This is a genomic window from Pelagibaculum spongiae, from assembly GCF_003097315.1.
GTDB lineage: Bacteria > Pseudomonadota > Gammaproteobacteria > Enterobacterales > Pelagibaculaceae > Pelagibaculum > Pelagibaculum spongiae.
In genome coordinates this window covers 611,528-630,146 of record NZ_QDDL01000001.1, presented here as the reverse complement: position 1 = coordinate 630,146, position 18,619 = coordinate 611,528, and the positions used below count along the sequence as shown (strand labels likewise).

The 18,619-nt window shown below is 44.2% G+C and carries 16 protein-coding genes; 11 read left to right on the top strand and 5 right to left on the bottom strand.

Going from position 1 to position 18,619, the window contains the following annotated elements:
* Nucleotides 1-320: 320 nt before the first annotated feature.
* The 5 genes from DC094_RS02770 to DC094_RS22795 all read left to right on the top strand — a co-directional run bounded on the left by DC094_RS02770 (nucleotide 321) and on the right by DC094_RS22795 (nucleotide 2,817).
* Nucleotides 321-923 carry a YceI family protein gene (locus DC094_RS02770; protein ID WP_116685551.1) on the top strand — a complete coding sequence of 201 codons (603 nt, stop codon included), beginning with the start codon at nucleotides 321-323 and terminating at the stop codon, nucleotides 921-923.
* 6 nt (nucleotides 924-929) lie between these two features.
* The gene (locus DC094_RS02765) at nucleotides 930-1,472 is read left to right on the top strand and encodes a cytochrome b (RefSeq protein ID WP_116685550.1); all 543 of its coding nucleotides are present in this window, start codon (nucleotides 930-932) and stop codon (nucleotides 1,470-1,472) included.
* Nucleotides 1,473-1,490: 18 nt separating this feature from the next.
* Complete coding sequence (locus DC094_RS02760; RefSeq protein ID WP_116685549.1) at nucleotides 1,491-2,033, top strand: YceI family protein; 543 nt, start codon at nucleotides 1,491-1,493, stop codon at nucleotides 2,031-2,033.
* 150 nt (nucleotides 2,034-2,183) lie between these two features.
* Nucleotides 2,184-2,633 (top strand): GNAT family N-acetyltransferase, encoded by a 450-nt coding sequence (locus DC094_RS02755; protein ID WP_116685548.1) that lies wholly within the window; start codon nucleotides 2,184-2,186, stop codon nucleotides 2,631-2,633.
* The gene (locus DC094_RS22795; protein WP_116686182.1) at nucleotides 2,623-2,817 is read left to right on the top strand and encodes a histidine phosphatase family protein; all 195 of its coding nucleotides are present in this window, start codon (nucleotides 2,623-2,625) and stop codon (nucleotides 2,815-2,817) included. Before DC094_RS02755 ends, DC094_RS22795 begins: the two co-directional genes overlap by 11 nt.
* A 144-nt stretch (nucleotides 2,818-2,961) precedes the next feature.
* Here the strand turns inward: DC094_RS22795 and nadC are convergent, their stop codons facing one another.
* Nucleotides 2,962-3,834 (bottom strand): carboxylating nicotinate-nucleotide diphosphorylase, encoded by an 873-nt coding sequence (nadC, locus tag DC094_RS02745; RefSeq protein WP_116685547.1) that lies wholly within the window; start codon nucleotides 3,832-3,834, stop codon nucleotides 2,962-2,964.
* A 377-nt stretch (nucleotides 3,835-4,211) separates the two neighbouring features.
* Here nadC and DC094_RS02740 point away from each other — a divergent pair, with 377 nt between their 5' ends.
* From DC094_RS02740 to lpdA, 6 genes are all read left to right on the top strand, one after another.
* Nucleotides 4,212-6,488, top strand: coding sequence for a DUF1631 family protein (locus tag DC094_RS02740; RefSeq protein WP_116685546.1), 2,277 nt, complete (start codon nucleotides 4,212-4,214; stop codon nucleotides 6,486-6,488).
* Between the two features lie 72 nt (nucleotides 6,489-6,560).
* Nucleotides 6,561-7,130, top strand: coding sequence for a 1,6-anhydro-N-acetylmuramyl-L-alanine amidase AmpD (gene ampD, locus DC094_RS02735; RefSeq protein WP_116686181.1), 570 nt, complete (start codon nucleotides 6,561-6,563; stop codon nucleotides 7,128-7,130).
* Entirely contained in the window at nucleotides 7,114-7,710 is a 597-nt protein-coding gene (locus DC094_RS02730) for a histidine phosphatase family protein (protein WP_116685545.1), read from the top strand. Before ampD ends, DC094_RS02730 begins: the two co-directional genes overlap by 17 nt.
* Before the next feature lie 160 nt (nucleotides 7,711-7,870).
* Nucleotides 7,871-10,555 (top strand): pyruvate dehydrogenase (acetyl-transferring), homodimeric type, encoded by a 2,685-nt coding sequence (gene aceE / locus DC094_RS02725; RefSeq protein WP_116685544.1) that lies wholly within the window; start codon nucleotides 7,871-7,873, stop codon nucleotides 10,553-10,555.
* Nucleotides 10,556-10,589: 34 nt separating this feature from the next.
* Nucleotides 10,590-12,257, top strand: coding sequence for a dihydrolipoyllysine-residue acetyltransferase (gene aceF / locus DC094_RS02720; RefSeq protein ID WP_116685543.1), 1,668 nt, complete (start codon nucleotides 10,590-10,592; stop codon nucleotides 12,255-12,257).
* 11 nt (nucleotides 12,258-12,268) lie between these two features.
* The gene (lpdA, locus tag DC094_RS02715; RefSeq protein ID WP_116685542.1) at nucleotides 12,269-13,684 is read left to right on the top strand and encodes a dihydrolipoyl dehydrogenase; all 1,416 of its coding nucleotides are present in this window, start codon (nucleotides 12,269-12,271) and stop codon (nucleotides 13,682-13,684) included.
* Between the two features lie 74 nt (nucleotides 13,685-13,758).
* On the opposite strand, the gene DC094_RS02710 is transcribed toward lpdA, so the two are convergent.
* From DC094_RS02710 to DC094_RS02695, 4 genes are all read right to left on the bottom strand, one after another.
* Nucleotides 13,759-14,121 (bottom strand): hypothetical protein, encoded by a 363-nt coding sequence (locus DC094_RS02710; RefSeq protein ID WP_116685541.1) that lies wholly within the window; start codon nucleotides 14,119-14,121, stop codon nucleotides 13,759-13,761.
* Nucleotides 14,121-17,216: a reprolysin-like metallopeptidase gene (locus DC094_RS02705; RefSeq protein WP_116685540.1), complete on the bottom strand. Its 3,096-nt coding sequence runs from the start codon at nucleotides 17,214-17,216 to the stop codon at nucleotides 14,121-14,123. Before DC094_RS02705 ends, DC094_RS02710 begins: the two co-directional genes overlap by 1 nt.
* Before the next feature lie 70 nt (nucleotides 17,217-17,286).
* Complete coding sequence (locus tag DC094_RS02700) at nucleotides 17,287-17,904, bottom strand: CDP-alcohol phosphatidyltransferase family protein (protein ID WP_116685539.1); 618 nt, start codon at nucleotides 17,902-17,904, stop codon at nucleotides 17,287-17,289.
* Between the two features lie 69 nt (nucleotides 17,905-17,973).
* The gene (locus DC094_RS02695) at nucleotides 17,974-18,612 is read right to left on the bottom strand and encodes an ATP-binding cassette domain-containing protein (RefSeq protein ID WP_116685538.1); all 639 of its coding nucleotides are present in this window, start codon (nucleotides 18,610-18,612) and stop codon (nucleotides 17,974-17,976) included.
* Nucleotides 18,613-18,619: the final 7 nt, after the last annotated feature.

The window sequence follows — 18,619 nt, the reverse complement described above, 5'->3', positions numbered from 1 at the left end:
TTTGGTCTGCGATATGTTTCAAAAGAATGCTTGCAAAGTTGCAAAATAGAGTTGGCTGATACCGCTTGATCTTATTGCTTACTGATAAAAGCAGTTACTCGAAAAAGAAACAAATGTGAAGTTAAATTTGAACGATTTATTTTGATCATTTGTCTGAGTAAGCTGGGCGAGATTCGAACAAAATGTATTTTCTTACAGCGCTTGAGGTATCAACGGCTGCTGTGGTTTATCAAATAACAGTAAAAGCAAGCTTACCCATATGGTTTTCAAAAGAGCCTTTAAAAGGTGAGCTTAAAAAAAATACAGTATAGGAATTTATAATGAAAAGCTGGTTTAAAGCAGGTGCGTTAATTGTTTCTTGTGGTTTATTTGCAGCGGGCGCTCAAGCTGCTCCAGCGGATTACCAGTTTGATCAGGCTCACAGTAAGGTTCTGTTCAAAGTTAATCATCACGGGCTATCCAACTTCCGCGGTCAATTTGCTGATTTTGATGGGCAGGTGACACTGGATCTGGACAAGATTGAAAACAGCAAGTTGGATATTATTATTGATCCTGCCAGTGTTGATACCGATGTCGCTGCGCTAGATAAGCATTTAAAAAATGCTGATTTTTTTGATGTAACTAAATATCCGCAGGCTCGTTTTGTTAGTAAAAATTTCCGTGCAATCACTAAAGCACGTTATGCGGTAGAAGGCGAGCTGACTATGCATGGTGTGACCAAGCCGGTGACTTTGTTTGCAACACTGAATTTTGATGGTCAGCATCCGCTCGGAAAATATGTACCTTCTTATAAAGGTAATTGGGCGGGTGTTTCAGCCAACGCGACTATTTTGCGTAGTGATTTTGGTATGAATACCTATGTGCCAGCTGTGGGTGATGAAATCCAACTGGAATTTGAACTTGAATTAAAGCAAAAGAAGTAAATTAATATGAACTGGCGAAATCATGCAGCAGGTTATGGCCTGCTTTCCAGAGTATTACACTGGCTCATCGCGCTATTTGTTTTTTGGATGCTCTATTTAGGGCTGACCATGCATGACTTACCGTTGGGCTTGGAAAAGTTAAAGCAAATTAACCTGCACAAAGCATTGGGCGTTACGGTGTTTGCTCTGGTGTTGATTCGCTTAATTTGGAAGTTGTCTAACCCATCAGTGAAGGCGCCACCAGGTCAGCCGAAATGGCAGCAAAGAGCAGCTGAAGCAGCTCATTGGAGTCTTTATGGGTTTATGTTGGCAATGCCGATTAGTGGTTGGGTGATGTCAACTGCAGCTGGCTATCCAGTCAGCTATTTTGGATTGGCCAAATTTCCATTATTATTTGAAAAGAATAAGCAGCTGCAAGATATCGGCCATGTTGTACATGAGTTTGCAAGCTGGGCATTTATTGCGGTATTAGTTGCTCATGTCGGTGCTGCGCTCTATCACCACTTTGTAGTGAAAGATGAAGTATTAAAGCGAATGCTAAAAGATTAGCTGTTGGAGTAGTAATCAATGAATGTTTTCAAAAAAGCAGTGGGTTACTCTGCATTAGCATTGACATTATCAGGTATGGCGTCAACTTCGCTGTTAGCAGTTGAAAAACTTACCTTTACCGCGAGTCTAATGGGTGAAGATTTTCAGGGTGGATTTTCTAAGTTCAATAAGAATTTCACTTTTGATGCAGCAAAACCTCAAGCAGCACTACTGGAGTTGCAAGTGAATACTGCCAGCTTTTTTAGTGGTGATGCTGAGCGAGATGAATTGGCGGTTGGCTCTGAATGGTTTGCTGCTTCGAGTTTTGCTACAGCGATTGTAAAAGGTTCTTTAGCGGCAACTACTGTACAACAGCAATATCAATTTAACGGCACTATCGAGCTAAAAGGCCTAATTAAGCCGATTAGTTTTCCATTGCAAATTAGTAAAACATCCACTGGTTATCATTACCAAGGTGAAGCACGTTTGAATCGACTGGATTTTAATGTTGGTACGGGAGAATGGACTGATACTTCAACCATTGGCAATCAAATAAAAATTCAGTTTCAGTTCGACAGTTAGTATTTGATAGCGAATAGTTTCTGAACTCTTTGTCTTCTAGGATAAGTGCGCAAGGCCAGCAACTGCTGGCCTTTTTTATTGCTAGCATTTACTGGTTGGCAAGCTTGATGTATGCTGCAAATCCCGCAATAAAAACCTAGATCGTTATCTATGAATATCAAGCTATTTACAGAGTTAACTGATGAGATAGAAACACAAATCGAGCAGTTGTTTGACCTCTGTGGTGGCTATAGCCAGCGGGTGTTTGACTATATTTTATGTGGAAGAGATGTTCTGTTTTGCATGGCGTATCAAGGTGACATGCTTGTTGCTACATCGATTGGTTATGTCACGCGACCAGGAATTTTTGAGAGTTGGGTTGGTGCGGTACACCCTGACTATCGAAGCAAAGGAATAGGCCTTGAACTGCAACTAGCTCAGCATGCACATTGCCAGGGGAATGGTATTCATTTTATTGAAACCATAACCAGTAATGATAATTTTCCAATGCAGCTGATTAATTTAAAAACAGGAATGAAAATTGTCGGGATGATTTGTGATAAACCCGATGAAATAAAACTCAAATTTACTAAATGCTTGCAGACAATCGATTCAGAATAGTAATGACGGCCTTATATATTTTCGCCATGGTGAAACTGATTTAAATGCACGAGGGTTTTTTCAGGGACTGCTGGATTCGCCTTTAACGGAATTCGGTAGGTCACAAGCTATCGAAGCACGAACAAAAATAGCGAATATCAACTTTTATGCCGCTTACTGTTCTGAAACTATTCGGGCAGAATAAACCATGCAGTGTTTATTGTAGCGTGACTCAAAAGATATTGTTTCGATGCCGTGTTTTTGTGATAAACAATATTCGATGGGTGCTATTTCGTAGAAAAAAATGCCAGGTTAATTCCTGGCATTTTTAATTTATAACAAGAGAATTTTAGTGCTGAACCCGTAACGATAAATCGATTGCTGTTACGTGTTTGGTAATCGCGCCAACTGAAATAAAATCAACGCCGGTTTCTGCAATAGAAGCAATGGTCAATAAATCAACATTACCCGAAGCTTCTAGCTTGGCTTTACCTGCATTGATTGAAACTGCGCTGCGCATATCATCCAGAGAGTAGTTATCCAGCATAATGATATCGGCGCCGGCATTTAGCGCTTGTTGCAGTTCATCAAGGTTCTCTGTTTCAACTTCAACGGGTTTGCCTGGTGCGATCTCTTTGGCTTTTTCAATTGCTTGGGCAATACCGCCACAGGCCATAATATGATTCTCTTTAATTAAAAAAGCATCCCATAAACCAATCCGATGGTTTTTACCCTGACCGCATAAAACGGCATATTTTTGAGCGAGCCGCATGCCGGGTAAAGTTTTTCGGGTATCGAGTAAGCGACAAGATGTGTGGGCAATCGCTTTGGCATAAGCTGCGGTCGCAGTTGCCGTTGCGGACAAGGTTTGCAAGAAATTCAATGCAGGTCTTTCAGCAGTCAATAGTGCCCGAGCTGGGCCGCTAATATTGCACAGCACTGAGTCGGCAGATACCTGGTCGCCATCTTTTACCAGCCATTCAATTGAAAGTGTTGGATCGACTTGTTGTAAGCAGCTTTCGACCCAATCGATACCACTAATAACCGCATTGTCGCGGCATAATACACGTGCGGTACATTGGGTGTTTTGGTCAATTAATTGTGCGGTGATGTCGGCAGACGGGTCGAGCTTTTTATGGGCGGATTGGCCGAGATCTTCTTTTAATGCCAGTCGGCAGTCTCGATCAATCAGGTCTTGGGTCAGATAGTCAGGTCGATTCATGATTACTACCAATACAGCGAAAGCGCATCAGGGTCAGAGATGGCGATATTCTAAGACCTGAAACTACAAGAGTCACCAAAGAACTCGTTAAGCAACTGATTAAAAATCTTATCCGTATAAAACAAAAGGTTTTTCTGTGTTCAATGGACTTTTACAAGCAGGTTTGGCGCATCTTGCAAGTGTAATTTCCCCAAAGTGCTGTAGATCAGGTTATTGAATCAAATTCGCCTGGCCGTAGTTAACCGCGGAGAAAGTGAGAGCTGTGTCCCGTTTGGTAACCAATACCGCTGATAGTATCATGCTCAGGAAGTTGTAATTATGCACCGTAACAGGGGTTAGAAGTGGTTAAAGCCCGCCATATAGAGGAGCGTCATCCTATGAACGATTCCTCTCTCGGTAATGCCAGAGGAAGAGCAGTTATTGACCGGATGAAAGACCCGGTCGGCCAGAAATTATCTGGTTTGCTGGTTCACATGTTGGATCAAGTGGATGATGCTTTGTTTGAATTGGCTGATCGAGCTGTTGCTGGCGACCAAACGATTTACTTCGATGCGATGCGAGAAATTCGGATTCGCCGCAAAGGTCTGCATACCCGTTTTAATCAGGAAGTTGATCAGTATTTTCATTTGATGACGCGTGAGCCTCAGGTTTCGGAAACTGAAGTGGCTGCTGAGCTAGATAGTTTGAGCTTGGTTAAAGAAGATGAAATGGAAGAACAATTGGCGCTGACTGGAATGGTCGAGCGAGTTGTTAAAATATCTACCAATTCAATGACGGTGCTTGACCAACGTACTGCCTGGTTATGTAGTTGTTCCCCTGATGATTGTCGTTCGCTATCTCCCAAAGTGATTGCCGAAGCTTTTTTTGAATCCAGTCGAATACTTGAACTGCCAATTAAAGCTCGAATTGTTCTTTACAAGTTGTTTGAAAAGCATGTGATGCTGCAATTGCCAGAATTTTATCACTGGCTTAACCAGTGGTTAGAGCAAGCAGGTGTATTGCCAGATTTGACGATTGATAGCATGCGCAAAGAAGCTTGGCAGAGGCGTAATGCTGCAGTTCAAGCTTCAGTTCAGAATACAGTTAATTCTGCTGGCCAGCCGTTACCCGAACTTGCAGAACAAGCCATTATTGGTGGTGAAATGCCACCGCAGCAAAATATGCAACCTGTTATGCAGCAAGGGCAACACAACATCATGCCTGCGGTTCAGCAGTTGATGGCGAGCTATCGGCAAGGCCAAGGTGTTAATGAGCCAATGCCGCCGCAACAGGCGCAGATTATTCCACGCGATATGTTGCTTAATGAGCTGACTGGATTGCAAACTAGCCAGCAAATGATTGCAGTTCAACCAAGCCAATTAAAAGAAGTGATTCAAAATCAGATCGCCAATAATATGCCTTCAGCAAATATTGGACGATTTGAATCAGATGCGATTGATCTGATTAGCATGATGTTTGAATTTATTCTTTCTGACAGTTTGCTACCCGATCCAATTAAATCCCAAGTGAGTCGTTTACAAATTCCGGTGGTTAAAGCAGTGATCGCTGATCCGGGTTTTTTCAGTCAGCACGGACATGTTTCGAAAAAGTTAATTAACACCATGGCGCACGCTGGTGTGGGGTGGCATGACGATGAGCGTGGTAAGCGTTTATTGTCTTTTATGACCAAGCAGGTAGATAATATTTTACAGCGCTATCAGCAAGATGCCGGTGTTTTCGAATTGGCAGAGCTTGAGTTAACTGATTATTTGCAAAATGACCAGCGCCGGACTGAGCTGTTAGAAAAAAGAATCCGCGAAGCGGAAGAAGGTAAGGCTCGAAATCAGCAAGCTGTTGAAAAAAATGACAAGATATTAAAGCCATTATTAAGTGGTGCTTTGGCTGAGCCAGTAGCCAAGTTATTACATCACTGGCAGCAGGTTTTAAAAATTGATTGGTTAAAGCATGGCGATGATCCGGGCGGTATTTGGGATAAAAATTGTCAAGAAGCAGCGCTTTTATCTGGGCTTGGTAAAGGCTTGCCAATTAATGCAGGTGAACTAGGGCGACTGGCGGAAGCGTTAAAACAAGGTTTTATGCGCAATGGCTTAGATGAGCCAGAAGTGCGTCGGTTGTTAAAACAAATTCAACAGCCATTGCAAATTCCTCAGCAAGCATGCTCTGCAAATGAAGCGCTTTACCAACCAGCCGACGAAACTACTGGTTTGGCTGCAGATGTAATACCGCAGGCTGATTTGGATGAGCAGGTTGAAGATCAGTCTTCCCAGGCGTTGTTAACTGAACCAGCACCAATGGAGCAATTTATTGCTACGTCATCAGCGCAAGGTGCCGAACAAGCTGTGAGTAATGCGCCGGTTGAGCCGGATATGAGTTCTTGGTTATCGATGGTGGATAGCTTTTGCCGTGGCCAATGGTTTGAATGGCAAGATCAAGATAATAAACTTCGTTGTAAATTAGCGGCAGTTATTGGTAGTAGTGGCCGTTATATTTTTGTCGATCGTAATGGTATGAAAGTGCGAGACAACAATCGTGATGAGCTAGCTCAAGCGCTACAGGCTCAGCAGTTAAGGTTATTAGATGACGCGGCAATGTTTGACCGTGCGCTAGAAGCGGTGATTGTTAATTTGCGGGAAGTGGGTGAAAAAATAGGTTAATTGTTTGTTAGGTTATTTTTATTAACTGAGCTCGTTATACTAAAGGCTGTTTTTACTGAACAGCCTTTTTTAATGGAAATTTCAAACGAGACAGGATTGCTCTCTTTGGCATGTCAATTTGCCAGCGCTCATTTCAGTGAGCGTCCAGATCCAAATGATATTTCTTTATTAGTAATTCATTGCATCAGCTTGCCGCCAGGGCAGTTCGGTGGCAGAGAAATTCATGACTTGTTTATGGGTCAGTTAGATTGTGATGCTCATGAGTATTTTGAGCAATTACGTGGTTTGGAAGTCTCTAGCCATCTGGTGATTAGTCGAGATGGTTCGGTTGAACAATATGTACCGTTTCATCTGATGGCTTGGCATGCAGGTAAAAGTGAATTTAATGGTCGTCAGCGCTGCAATGATTTTTCAATCGGTATTGAGTTGGAAGGAACTGAAACTGAAACCTATACCGATGCTCAATATCGTTCGCTTTCACGAGTAACAAAGTGTTTGCTGGATCACTATCCGGCGATAAACCCTGAGCGCATTGTTGGTCACAGTGATATTGCTCCCGTTCGCAAAACCGATCCCGGTCAATTCTTTGATTGGGAAAGATATATGCGAATGCTGGAGTCTGAGGATGTTGACCACGATTGATCTGTTGCGCCACGGGCTACCTGAAGGTGGCCGTAAATTGCGCGGTGCAATTGATGATCCACTAAGTAAAGTTGGTTGGCAGCAAATGTGGTCAACCGTTGATCAGTATCTTGAAAATCCTCCCTGGCAGCATATTGTTTGTTCTCCATTAATTCGTTGTAGTCAATTTGCTGAAAAATTAGCTGACAAAGCCAATTTGTCATACCAAATTATCCCGGAATTAAAAGAAATTAGCTTTGGGGTTTGGGATGGAAAGTCACCAGAAGAAATCGGTGAAAAACGTTTAGCTGAGTATTGGTTAGACCCTTTGAGGTATGCCCCAGATCAATCGGAAGGGATAGTTGAATTTAATCAACGTATTTTGAATGTATGGGCAAATTTGCTGAATAACTACAATGGACAACACATTTTGTTAGTGGGTCACGGAGCGTTGATTCGTATTTTGCTAGCGAATGTGCTCCAGATGCCGTTACATGCCATTTATCGGATCGAAGTACCCTTCGCAAGTCTGAGCCGTATATTGATTCAGGACAAGGGAGAAAAACCGTTTTCACGGTTGGCATTTCATGCATCCCGTTAATAACTAGCAGCTGCTACCTGTATTCGATTCTGATTTCCAAGGCTGATTTCGCACCACGAAATCTCTATCTGCTCTGGTCGACTAGACTAGGGTTGACCTGGAGCCGGTAGCAGAGTTTGGCCACAAGCCAACAGTAAATAAAATCAGGACCGAGGAGCCTATGGCTGAACTAGATAAATTTGATCTTGATCCAGAAGAAACCCGCGAATGGATTGAGTCCCTACAATCAGTTCTTGAGAAAGATGGACCAGAACGCGCCCATTATCTTCTAGAAGAATTGATCGATAAAGCCCGTCGAAGCGGCGCTTATTTACCTTACAAAGCGACCACCGCTTACATCAATACGATCCCAACCAACAAGCAAACTCCTTTACCGGGTGATGCTTCGATGGAGCGCCGGATACGTTCTCTGATTCGTTGGAATGCCATGGCTATGGTTATTCGTGCCAATCAGAAAACCACAGAACTTGGTGGGCACTTATCCAGCTTTGCTTCTTCGGCGACTTTATATGACATAGGTTTCAACCATTTCTGGAAAGGCCCTGAGGCCAAAGATGGTGCTGACCTGGTTTATATCCAAGGTCACTGTGCACCTGGCATTTACGCTCGCTCCTTCCTAGAAGGCCGCTTGGGCGAAGATGATTTGGAGTTATTCCGTCAGGAAGCCAATGGTAAGAAAGGTCTTTCTTCTTATCCGCATCCTCGACTGATGCCTGATTACTGGCAGTTCTCCACCGTTTCCATGGGTCTGGGTCCAATCCAGGCGATCTATCAGGCACGTTTCCTGAAGTACATGGAAGACCGTGGTCTGATTAAAGCGGGTTCTCGTAAAGTTTGGTGTTTCTGCGGTGACGGTGAAATGGATGAGCCTGAATCACAGGGCGCTATCGCACTGGCAGGCCGTGAGAAGCTAGATAACCTGATCTTTGTAATCAACTGTAACCTGCAACGTCTTGACGGCCCTGTTCGTGGTAACGGCAAGATCATCCAGGAGCTGGAAGGCAACTTCCGTGGTGCTGGCTGGAATGCGGTTAAAGTGATTTGGGGTCGCCACTGGGATCCACTGCTGGCACGCGACAACGAAGGTTTGTTGCTCAAGCGGATGGAAGAAGTTCTAGACGGTGATTACCAGACTTATAAAGCCCATGACGGTGCCTATGTTCGTGAGCATTTCTTCGGCAAGTCTCCAGAGCTGAAAGAAATGGTTGCCGGCATGAGTGACGACGACGTATGGCGCCTGAACCGTGGTGGTCACGATCCTCATAAGGTTTATGCAGCTTATGCTGAAGCGGTTGCCCATAAAGGTCAGCCTACCGTAATCCTTGCTAAAACCATCAAAGGTTACGGCATGGGTGATGCGGGTGAAGCACTGAATAAGGCGCATCAAACTAAGAAAATGAACGAGGAACATATTCGTCAGTTCCGCGATCGTTTTGATATCCCGATTACTGATGCACAACTGGAAGGTGTTCCTTATTACCGTCCAGCTGATGACAGCCCTGAAATGAAATATTTGCAGGAGCGTCGTCAAGAATTGGGTGGTTACTTACCACACCGCAATCAGGCGGCAGAAAAGTTGCCTGCGCCAGCATTAGAAGCTTTTGCCCCATTAACTAAGGGCTCTGGCGAGCGCGAAATGTCAACGACTATGGCATTTGTTCGCATGCTGAACATTCTGACTAAAGATAAGAACCTTAAAGATCGTCTGGTGCCGATTGTGCCAGATGAAGCCCGTACCTTTGGTATGGAAGGTCTGTTCCGTCAACTGGGTATCTACTCATCGGTAGGCCAGTTATATCGTCCAGTAGATGCCGATCAGGTGATGTTCTACAAGGAAGATAAACAAGGTCAGATTTTAGAAGAAGGCATCAACGAAGCTGGCGCATTCTCCAGCTGGTTGTCTGCTGCAACTTCCTACAGCACTAACGGCGTTTCCATGCTGCCGTTCTACATCTACTACTCAATGTTCGGATTCCAGCGTATTGGTGATCTGGCTTGGGCAGCTGGTGACATGAACGCACGTGGCTTCCTGATTGGTGCCACGGCTGGTCGTACTACCCTAGCGGGTGAAGGCCTGCAACACCAAGATGGTCACGGCATGATTCAGGCTGGTTTGATTCCTAACTGTGTTGCTTACGATCCTTGCTATGCACATGAAATGGCAGTGATCGTTCAAGACGGTATCGATCGGATGATGAACCAGCAAGAGAACGTCTTCTACTACATCACCGCAATGAATGAAAACTACACACAACCTGCCCTAGAAGCAGGCACAGAAGCAGGCATCCTCAAGGGTGGCTACAAGCTGAAGTCTGTTGGCGATAAGGGTATTAAAGTCCAGTTGATGGGTGGCGGTACGATCTTGCGTGAAGTTGAAGCGGCAGCTGAAATGTTGGCTGAAGACTTCGGTATTCAATCCGATGTTTGGAGTATTACCAGCTTTAACGAATTGAAGCGTGAAGCCGATCTGGTTGAACGTGAAAATCTGCTGAATCCTGAAGCACCTGTTAAGTTAGCCTACATCACCGAGCTGTTGAAAGATGCTGACGGCCCTGTGATTGCTGCGACTGACTATATGCGTGGTTACCCTGAGCAGATTCGTCCATTCTTGCCGACCGATCCGCAAGGTGGCGAGCGTAAATTCACCGTATTGGGTACTGATGGCTTCGGTCGCAGTGACACCCGTGCTGAATTGCGCGAATTCTTCGAAGTAGATCGTCGTTACGTTGTTTTGGCAACTCTGAAGACGCTGGCCGATCAAGGTCGTATCGAAGCTTCAGTAGCCGCAGAAGCAATCAAACGCTACGGCATCGACAACAGCAAGCCGGCTCCGTGGACTGTATAGTCCGCGGCTTCCGCTAAAGGAGATTTTTCTGGTCATGGTTGAAATCAGGATTCCAGATATCGGTGCTGATAGCTCCGAACTTATTGAATTACACGTCGCGGTTGGCGATAGCGTTGCAGTTGAAGATGCATTAGTGACCTTGGAAAGCGACAAAGCTTCCATGGAACTGCCTTCTCCTGAAGCCGGTGTAATAAAAGAAATTTGTCTGAAGATTGGCGATAAGGTTAGCGAAGGTGATTTGCTGATCAAATTGGAAGTCGCTTCTGCAGCTGTTGAAGCGGCACCGGCAGAAGTTGCCGCACCAGTTGAAGCTGCCAAACCAGCTGAAGCAGCACCCGCTCCTGCGGCGGCGCCCGTTGCAGCAGCTGTTGTTGCTTCTGGCGCACCTGAGCCAGTTACTGTTCCAGATATCGGTTCAGACGGTCAGGTTGACGTTATTGAAGTACATGTTGCGGTTGGAGATGTGATTGAAGCTGAGCAAGCGATCATTACTCTAGAAAGTGACAAAGCTTCGATGGAAATTCCTGCACCTGCTGCGGGTAAAGTGACTGAAATTAAAGTCGTTGTTGGTGATAAAGTTTCACTAGGCGATTTGGTGTTAATGCTAGAGCCAGTTGGCGCAGCATCAGCTCCAGCGCCGGTTGCTGAATCAGCGCCTGCACCAGTTGCACCTGCTGAAAAAGCACCTGTAGCACAAGCAGCCAGTCCAGCAGCAGCGGTTGCGCCGGCCAATGTTCAGCCAGTGAATGCCTTATATCAGGTTTCAAGCAATATCTATGCATCACCTGCGGTACGTCGTTTGGCGAATCGTTTGGGTGTCAACCTGACTCAAGTTAAAGGCTCTGGTCGTTCAGGTCGTATTAAATCTGAAGATGTTGAAGCATTTGTTAAACAAACCATGACACAAGTTCAATCGGGACAAACTCCGGTTGCAACAAGTGGTGCGCCGGTTGCCGGCAATGGTTTGCAAGTTGCTGACTTCCCGAAAATGGATTTCAGCAAGTTTGGCGATGTTGAAGTACGTCCGCTGAACAAAATCAAAAGATTAACTGCTAATTTCTTGCATCGTAACTGGGTAACCATTCCTCATGTGACTCAGTTTGATGAAGCTGATATCACTGAGATGGAAGCTTTCCGCAAGGCCAAAGGTGCCAAGTTGAAAGAGCAGGGCATTCGTCTGACACCATTAGTGTTTATGATGAAGGCTGCGGTTCATGCGTTGCAGGCTGAGCCTGAATTTAATGCATCCTTAGATGAAACTGGCGAAAACCTAGTACTCAAGCAGTACTACCACATTGGTGTTGCAGTCGATACGCCAAATGGTTTGGTGGTTCCAGTGATTCGTGATGTTGACCAAAAAAGCCTGATTGAGCTGGCTGAAGAGTTGGGTGAAATCTCGGTCAAGGCACGTAAAGGGCTGTTAAAGCCTTCAGATATGTCTGGTGGTTGCTTTACTATTTCTAGCCTCGGCGGCATTGGTGGTACCTCATTTACCCCAATTGTTAACTGGCCAGATGTCGGTATCCTCGGCATTTCCCGTAGTCAGATGAAGCCTGTCTGGAACGGTAAGGAATTCGAGCCACGCTTAATGTTGCCATTGGCGTTGTCTTATGATCACCGCGTGGTTGACGGAGCACAGGCTGCACGATTTATCGTCACCTTGAGTGCTGCGTTGAACGATCTGCGTAACCTGCTGCTGTAAAGGATCGGTTAATGGAAAAAATTACTACTCATACCGTTGTTCTGGGTTCTGGCCCAGGCGGTTATTCTGCTGCTTTCCGTGCTGCTGACTTAGGTCTGCAAGTTACTTTGGTAGAAAAGTTTTCTGAAATTGGTGGTGTTTGCCTGAATGTTGGTTGTATCCCTTCCAAGGCATTGTTACATGTTGCCAAGGTTAAAGATGAAGCTGCGCAGGTATCAGAGCACGGTATCAGCTTCGGTGAGCCGACAATCGATATTGATAAGGTTCGTGCTTGGAAAGATTCAGTTATCACCAAGTTAACCAGCGGCCTGAAAGCGATGTCAAAGCAGCGCAAGGTTAATCTGGTTCAAGGTGTTGGCGAGTTTACTGGCTCTAATACTTTGCTGGTAAAAGGCCCAGAAGGCGAGACTGAAATCACCTTTGAAAATGCCATCATTGCTGCGGGTTCACGCCCGATTGATTTGCCATTCCTGCCTAAGGATGACCGAATCATTAACTCTACTGGCGCTCTAGAACTGAAAGATGTTCCTGAGAAAATGCTGGTAATCGGTGGTGGTATTATCGGTTTAGAGATGGCGCAGGTTTACAATGCGTTGGGCTCTAATATCAGTGTTGTTGAATTGCAGAACCAGATTTTCCCTGGTTGTGATAAAGACCTTGTTCAGCCGCTGATGAAGCGAATTAAAAAGCAATACGACATCATGCTGGAAACCAAAGTCGTTGCTTGTGAAGCTAAAGAAGATGGCCTTTGGGTTACTTTCGAAGGCAAAAAAGCACCTGCTGAACCCCAGCGTTATGACAAAATCTTGCAGTCAGTGGGTCGTCTTCCAAATGGCAAGCTGATTGGTGCTGAAAAAGCCGGTGTTGAAGTTGATGATCGTGGTTTCATCGCATCTGATCGCCAGCAGCGCACTAATGTGCCGCACATTTACGCGATTGGTGATATCACCAGCAACCCAATGTTGGCGCATAAAGCGGTTCCAGAAGGGCGCTTGGCAGCAGAAGTTATCTCCGGTGAGAAGAACTATTTCGAAGCGTCGGTAATTCCTTCTGTTGCTTATACCGATCCAGAAGTTGCATGGGTAGGTGTCAGTGAGATTCAGGCTAAAGAACAAGGCTTGAACTACGGTAAGGGTGCATTCCCATGGGCTGCTAGCGGTCGTGCTCTGTCAATGGGTCGTGAAGAAGGCTTTACCAAGGTGTTGTTTGATAAAGATACCCACCGTTTAATCGGTTGCGGCATCACAGGTAGCCACGCAGGCGACTTGATCGGTCAGGCATCATTAGCGATTGAAATGGGTTGTACTGCTGAAGATATCTCTTTGACAATTCAGCCCCACCCAACACTGACTGAAACCTTTATGATGGCGACAGAAGTGTTTGAAGGTACAGTAACTGACTTGTTTATTCCAAAACGTAAAAAGTAATTGGAATAAATTAAAGTTAAATAAAAAGCCCGGATGGTTTTAAATCATCCGGGCTTTTTATTGCTGGCAATAAATTAATTAAAACAAAAATCAATCATCACTAGATTATATTGTTTAGCGAAAGCCATTTTTTTCAATAAATCTTTTTTTTCATCAGCAGTAAAATTATCTTTAAAGCCTTTGATGGGTTGGCTGCCACATTTATTGATTGCAGCCTGTTTTTGTTCTACAGCGATTCCCGGAATTGGATTACCTCGGATCGGCAAATACAATAATCGGGTGTCACCTTTTTCAGCGCTGGCTTTGGCTAATTGCTTAGCTGAAGTTTCCAATAGCTGTTTGGGTTGGCTTTCAGTGGCAGGGCTATTACTTTGTGCCTGCAAAGTGCAGGCACAAAGTAAAAGAGATACCACAACTACGGTTAGTAGTTGCTTCACTATTTTCTCCTGAATGCAGGCAATAGCAGTAAGGCTAGTGCCCATAATGGCAAGCTACCGCCGCCGCTTTGTTTGTCGTCATCACCCGGATCGGTTGGTTCTGGATCAACAGGAGCCGGTTTGGTTACAGAAACTTGTAAATCGAAACGACTAGACGTTTGTTCGCCACCACTAACTTCAACTGGAACGGTTAAGAAACCGCTAAAGCTACTAGAAGCAGTAATCGTATTACTTACCACGCTGTAGTTATTTCCTGGGAGAATATTCAAAGTGTATTGAACACTCGTTGATTTTCCAGAAAGTTGTAAGTCTTCAACAGAAAGCGTTAATGTTTTACCCGACTCAACAGTTAAGTCAGATTGGCCTGTAATAACCAGCGGAATAACAGGTGGAATGACTGGGGCAGTTACTTGTACTTTCAGGTTGAACAGCGCAGAAGTTTTCTGGCCACCGCTGACTTCTACAGGAACCGTTAAAGTGCCGGAGAAGTTACGGTCAGCAGTAATTGCTGTGCCAGACACGTTGTAATTATTTCCTGGGAGAATATTTAAAGTGTATTGAACACTCGTTGATTTTCCAGAAAGTTGTAAGTCTTCAACAGAAAGCGTTAATGCTTTACCTGACTCAACGGTTAACTCGGATTGCCCCGTAATAACTAGAGGAATAACTGGAACGGTTACTTGTACTTTCAAGTTGAACAGCGCAGAGGTCTGCTGGTTACCGCTGACCTTAACGGGAATTGTTAAAATACCAAAGAAATTATTGGTGGCGGTAATTGTTGTGCCAGACACATTGTAATTATTTCCTGGGAGAATATTCAAAGTGTATTGAATGCCCGTTGATGTGCCAGAAAGCTGTAAATCCTCAGTGGAAATAGTTAAAGCTTTACCCGATTCGAAAGTTAACTTGGTTTGTCCGGTAATGCTTAAAGGTGCAAAAACCTCAATGGTCATATTAAAAATATTACTGGACGATTGACCATCGCTGACTTGAACGGGGATAGATAAGGTTCCAGTAAACTCATTATCTGGGGTTACTCGTGTGCCGCTAACAGTGTAATTGTCTCCTGATTTAACGATTGCTGTGAAGTTATCGCTATCGGAATCTTTGATGGTTAACTGGCTTGGAGATATCGTGAATGATTGGCCAGAGATCACTTCAATGATGTTCTTTTGACCAGTGACCTGCGGTGCTTGGTTGTTGGTGCTGCCGGTAATCCGCAAGGCTGACTTGGTAATTGCAAAGAAAATATTATCGCTGCAGCTAACCATTAATCGAGCATTAGTAGTAGTGATGTTTGGCACTGTGAATAATGCAGCGCCGTTATTCTCAGCTTGAGTAATCAGAATAGGATCGCTCTCGATATCTTTAAGTATCTTTATATCAACGCTTGAGCAGTTAATCGGATCGCGGTTTGTTTGAGCAACATTCCAGCTTACAGACTGTTGGCTGCCAGCCGTCCAGCTTACACTGCTTTCGGGAGATGTAATTTCGAACCCTGAACCTGAACGGACAGTGATTTGACTGGAATCATAGGATACGCCGCCTTTTCCATCTCTGGTAACCAAGCGAAAATTCAAGGTGCGGGATGTTGTTGGGTAGGTTTCCCCTTTGGCAGTAATGCCATTAATGACATCTTCTAGCCTAGGTAGATATCTGACAGGGGTAGCTTTTGGTGGCCAAACTCGAAAAATTGGACCGTTGCCTCTGTCGCGATCGAGGTTTGAGTTAGCGACACCGGTATCATATTGCTCCCAGCTATAGCTTAGTTGATCGTTATCTAAATCTGTTGCAGAACCTTCTAACCGAAAAGGTGTGTTGGCTGGAATAATATAATTCTTGCCAGCGTTGGAAGATGGTTTAGTGTTTTGGTATGATTCTTTACTGAAGCATGTTCCAGAATAACGAACAAAAGTATTTATTTGGGAAATAGAGCGTGTGTGGAAGTAAGGGTCGGAATTTCTCTGTAAATCATCATCTTCGCAAATACCGGCATAGGCCATGATGGTGCTGCCGCTACCAGGTTCGTAGGCTGAGCTATCAGACCGGTTATCGCCGCTACAGTTTCTAAGAGTGCCGTTAAATGTATGCTCTGCACCAAATTGATGGCCAATTTCATGGGCAACATAATCGACATGAAATGCATCGCCTGTTGGTTGGTCAGAGCCAGTGATACCTTCAGCTTTATATCTACCGCAAACGCTACCTAAACTAGCCAGGCCACCGCCGCCGGTGTTAAATACATGGCCTATATCATAGCTGTTAGAACTAATTCTGCTGTTGATTGCAGATGCTGCTTCGTCAATGTCGTAGCTGGTGTTATCAAATGGATCGGTGCGCTTATTGGTGAAAATTAAATCTTGGTTGCCAGCGACCAGTTCAAGTTTTATTGAAAGGTCGCGCTGATAAAGCTGATTGACTCGGTTGATTGCAGTAGTCACTGCGGCCATGCCTTTAGATACAGTGCCACCATGAAACTGGGTATATTCACCACTTGCAGCAACTGCAATTCTAAATTTTCTTAAATCGCTAGTGCTAGTTTGCTGTGGGTCTTTTGCTGCTGCCTGGATGTTGTCTAGGTTTAACTCACCAATTACCCGATCAGAGAAATTTCTATTGGAAGGCTTTAAATAGCGATAACTCTTATATTGCTTATCAGTTTCAACATGAACCGGATCGATATAAACCAGCTGTTGTTTGTTGCTGAACATGGCGTGAAAGCCTTGCGGTGTTATATCGAACCGCCCCACATTGCTAGGGTTTCCAATTTGATGACCTTTGAAGGTTCTGATTTTCGGAAATTCACTGGCGAGCTCTGGCGCCATAATACTGTCTAGCTTGACTTCAAAACGGATCATTCCACCTTCTGGAATAGGTAATTCCAAAATAGTTTTGGTCAATCCAGGCTGGCTGAGTTGTTGGCGAAGTTGTGCTATATCAGCAGTCAAAAATCTTTCATTGCCACTAGTACTGATTGGGGTATCGATTGATTGTTTGTTTGCTATTCGATTGTCTTGATCAGTCCAAATACTTGCTGCTTGAGCGGTGTGTGCGCAAGGAACAATGGCACATGCCAGTAGCCATTTCTTTAACATAAATATACCTTTTTAAACTTCGTAACTTTCCTCCAATTGTGACAAGTATTCACGGCTTGTAACAGGTTTATTAATCAGCTTTTTGACGAATAGTATGAAATCCACCCCATATTCTGACCATAGTCGTGACCCAGCACAAACCACCAAATAACCACGCGGCTATTGAGAACCAGTTAGGGAATAGGCAGATTAAAAAATAAAAAGCAATTGTTTCAGTACCCTCGGTTATGCCTTCTAAGTAGTGAATTGATTTGTTAGAAAATTGAACCCTGTTTATCTTGTGTTTCTGCGCCAAAATGGCAAAGGCAAGAAAGGAACAGCCTGTTCCGATAAACGAGAAGATAAGAAACGCCGAAGCTAGTGCGTTTTGCTGTGGGTTGGCTAATGCAAAGCCAAAAATAACCGCAGAATAAAAGATGAAATCTAAAACAATATCTAAATAGCCACCATGATCAGTCGGTCCTTGTAACCTAGCTAAGGTGCCATCAAGCCCATCGAGTATTCGGTTCATTGCAATTGCAGTTAACGCCCAGCCGTATTGCTCAAAAGCCAGTAGTGGTATACATAGCATGCCGATAGCAAAACCAAACAGTGTTATCTGGTTGGCAGTGATTCCAGTATTGGTAAGCAATTTGGCAAGAATGTTTAAAGGTTTTTGCACCAGTGGGTGTGCATATTTATCCAGCATAATTGATTTACTTTTCTCTAATTTATTAAATGAAAATATCTGATCGTGTTTAGATCGATTCGATTGTTGTTAGGAAAATCTTATTAAATGATTGGAGTTGGCTATATCAGCTTCATCATGGGTAACCAGCAAGGCAGGAATGTTACGTTTTTCAATCAGCTCGAATACGCTATGACGAAAACTGTGCCTAAGTCGACTATCGAGCTTTGAAAATGGCTCGTCGAGTAAAATGGCTTTTGGTTCGGCTAGCAACGCTCTCATTAAACTAACGCGCGCCCGTTGACCACCAGAAAGCTTGGCAACATCGTAGTTTTCTAAACCTGATAGTTCCGCTTCTTCGAGTGCTTGTTCAATCCGCTTTTGTTTTTGTTGCTTAGACAAGCTGCTGGGTAATGCAAAGGCCAAATTGCCAGCAACATCCATATGCGGGAATAACAAATCATCTTGAAACAACAGCCCAATGTTACGTTGCTCTATCGGTAAAAGATGGATTGCTTGTTGGTTAAGAAAAACTTCACCGCTTAATAAAAAATCACCATCTTTGCCGTGGGATAACGCACCACATATCGCTTTAAGTAAAGTAGATTTTCCGCAACCGCTCGGCCCCATGATGCTCCAGATTTCTCCGGCACAAATTTCCAAATTAAATGAATCAATAATTGATCTTTCATTGAGTTGGATTGAAAGGTTATTAATCGTCAGGCTCACGGTTTTT

Coding starts and splice junctions, on each gene's coding strand:
- DC094_RS02770 (WP_116685551.1), top strand. CDS start 321: ATGAAAAGCTGGTTTAAAGCAGGTGCGTTAATTGTTTCTTGTGGTTTA.
- DC094_RS02765 (WP_116685550.1), top strand. CDS start 930: ATGAACTGGCGAAATCATGCAGCAGGTTATGGCCTGCTTTCCAGAGTA.
- DC094_RS02760 (WP_116685549.1), top strand. CDS start 1,491: ATGAATGTTTTCAAAAAAGCAGTGGGTTACTCTGCATTAGCATTGACA.
- DC094_RS02755 (WP_116685548.1), top strand. CDS start 2,184: ATGAATATCAAGCTATTTACAGAGTTAACTGATGAGATAGAAACACAA.
- nadC (WP_116685547.1), bottom strand. CDS start 3,834: ATGAATCGACCTGACTATCTGACCCAAGACCTGATTGATCGAGACTGC.
- DC094_RS02740 (WP_116685546.1), top strand. CDS start 4,212: ATGAACGATTCCTCTCTCGGTAATGCCAGAGGAAGAGCAGTTATTGAC.
- ampD (WP_116686181.1), top strand. CDS start 6,561: ATGGAAATTTCAAACGAGACAGGATTGCTCTCTTTGGCATGTCAATTT.
- DC094_RS02730 (WP_116685545.1), top strand. CDS start 7,114: ATGTTGACCACGATTGATCTGTTGCGCCACGGGCTACCTGAAGGTGGC.
- aceE (WP_116685544.1), top strand. CDS start 7,871: ATGGCTGAACTAGATAAATTTGATCTTGATCCAGAAGAAACCCGCGAA.
- aceF (WP_116685543.1), top strand. CDS start 10,590: ATGGTTGAAATCAGGATTCCAGATATCGGTGCTGATAGCTCCGAACTT.
- lpdA (WP_116685542.1), top strand. CDS start 12,269: ATGGAAAAAATTACTACTCATACCGTTGTTCTGGGTTCTGGCCCAGGC.
- DC094_RS02705 (WP_116685540.1), bottom strand. CDS start 17,216: ATGTTAAAGAAATGGCTACTGGCATGTGCCATTGTTCCTTGCGCACAC.
- DC094_RS02700 (WP_116685539.1), bottom strand. CDS start 17,904: ATGCTGGATAAATATGCACACCCACTGGTGCAAAAACCTTTAAACATT.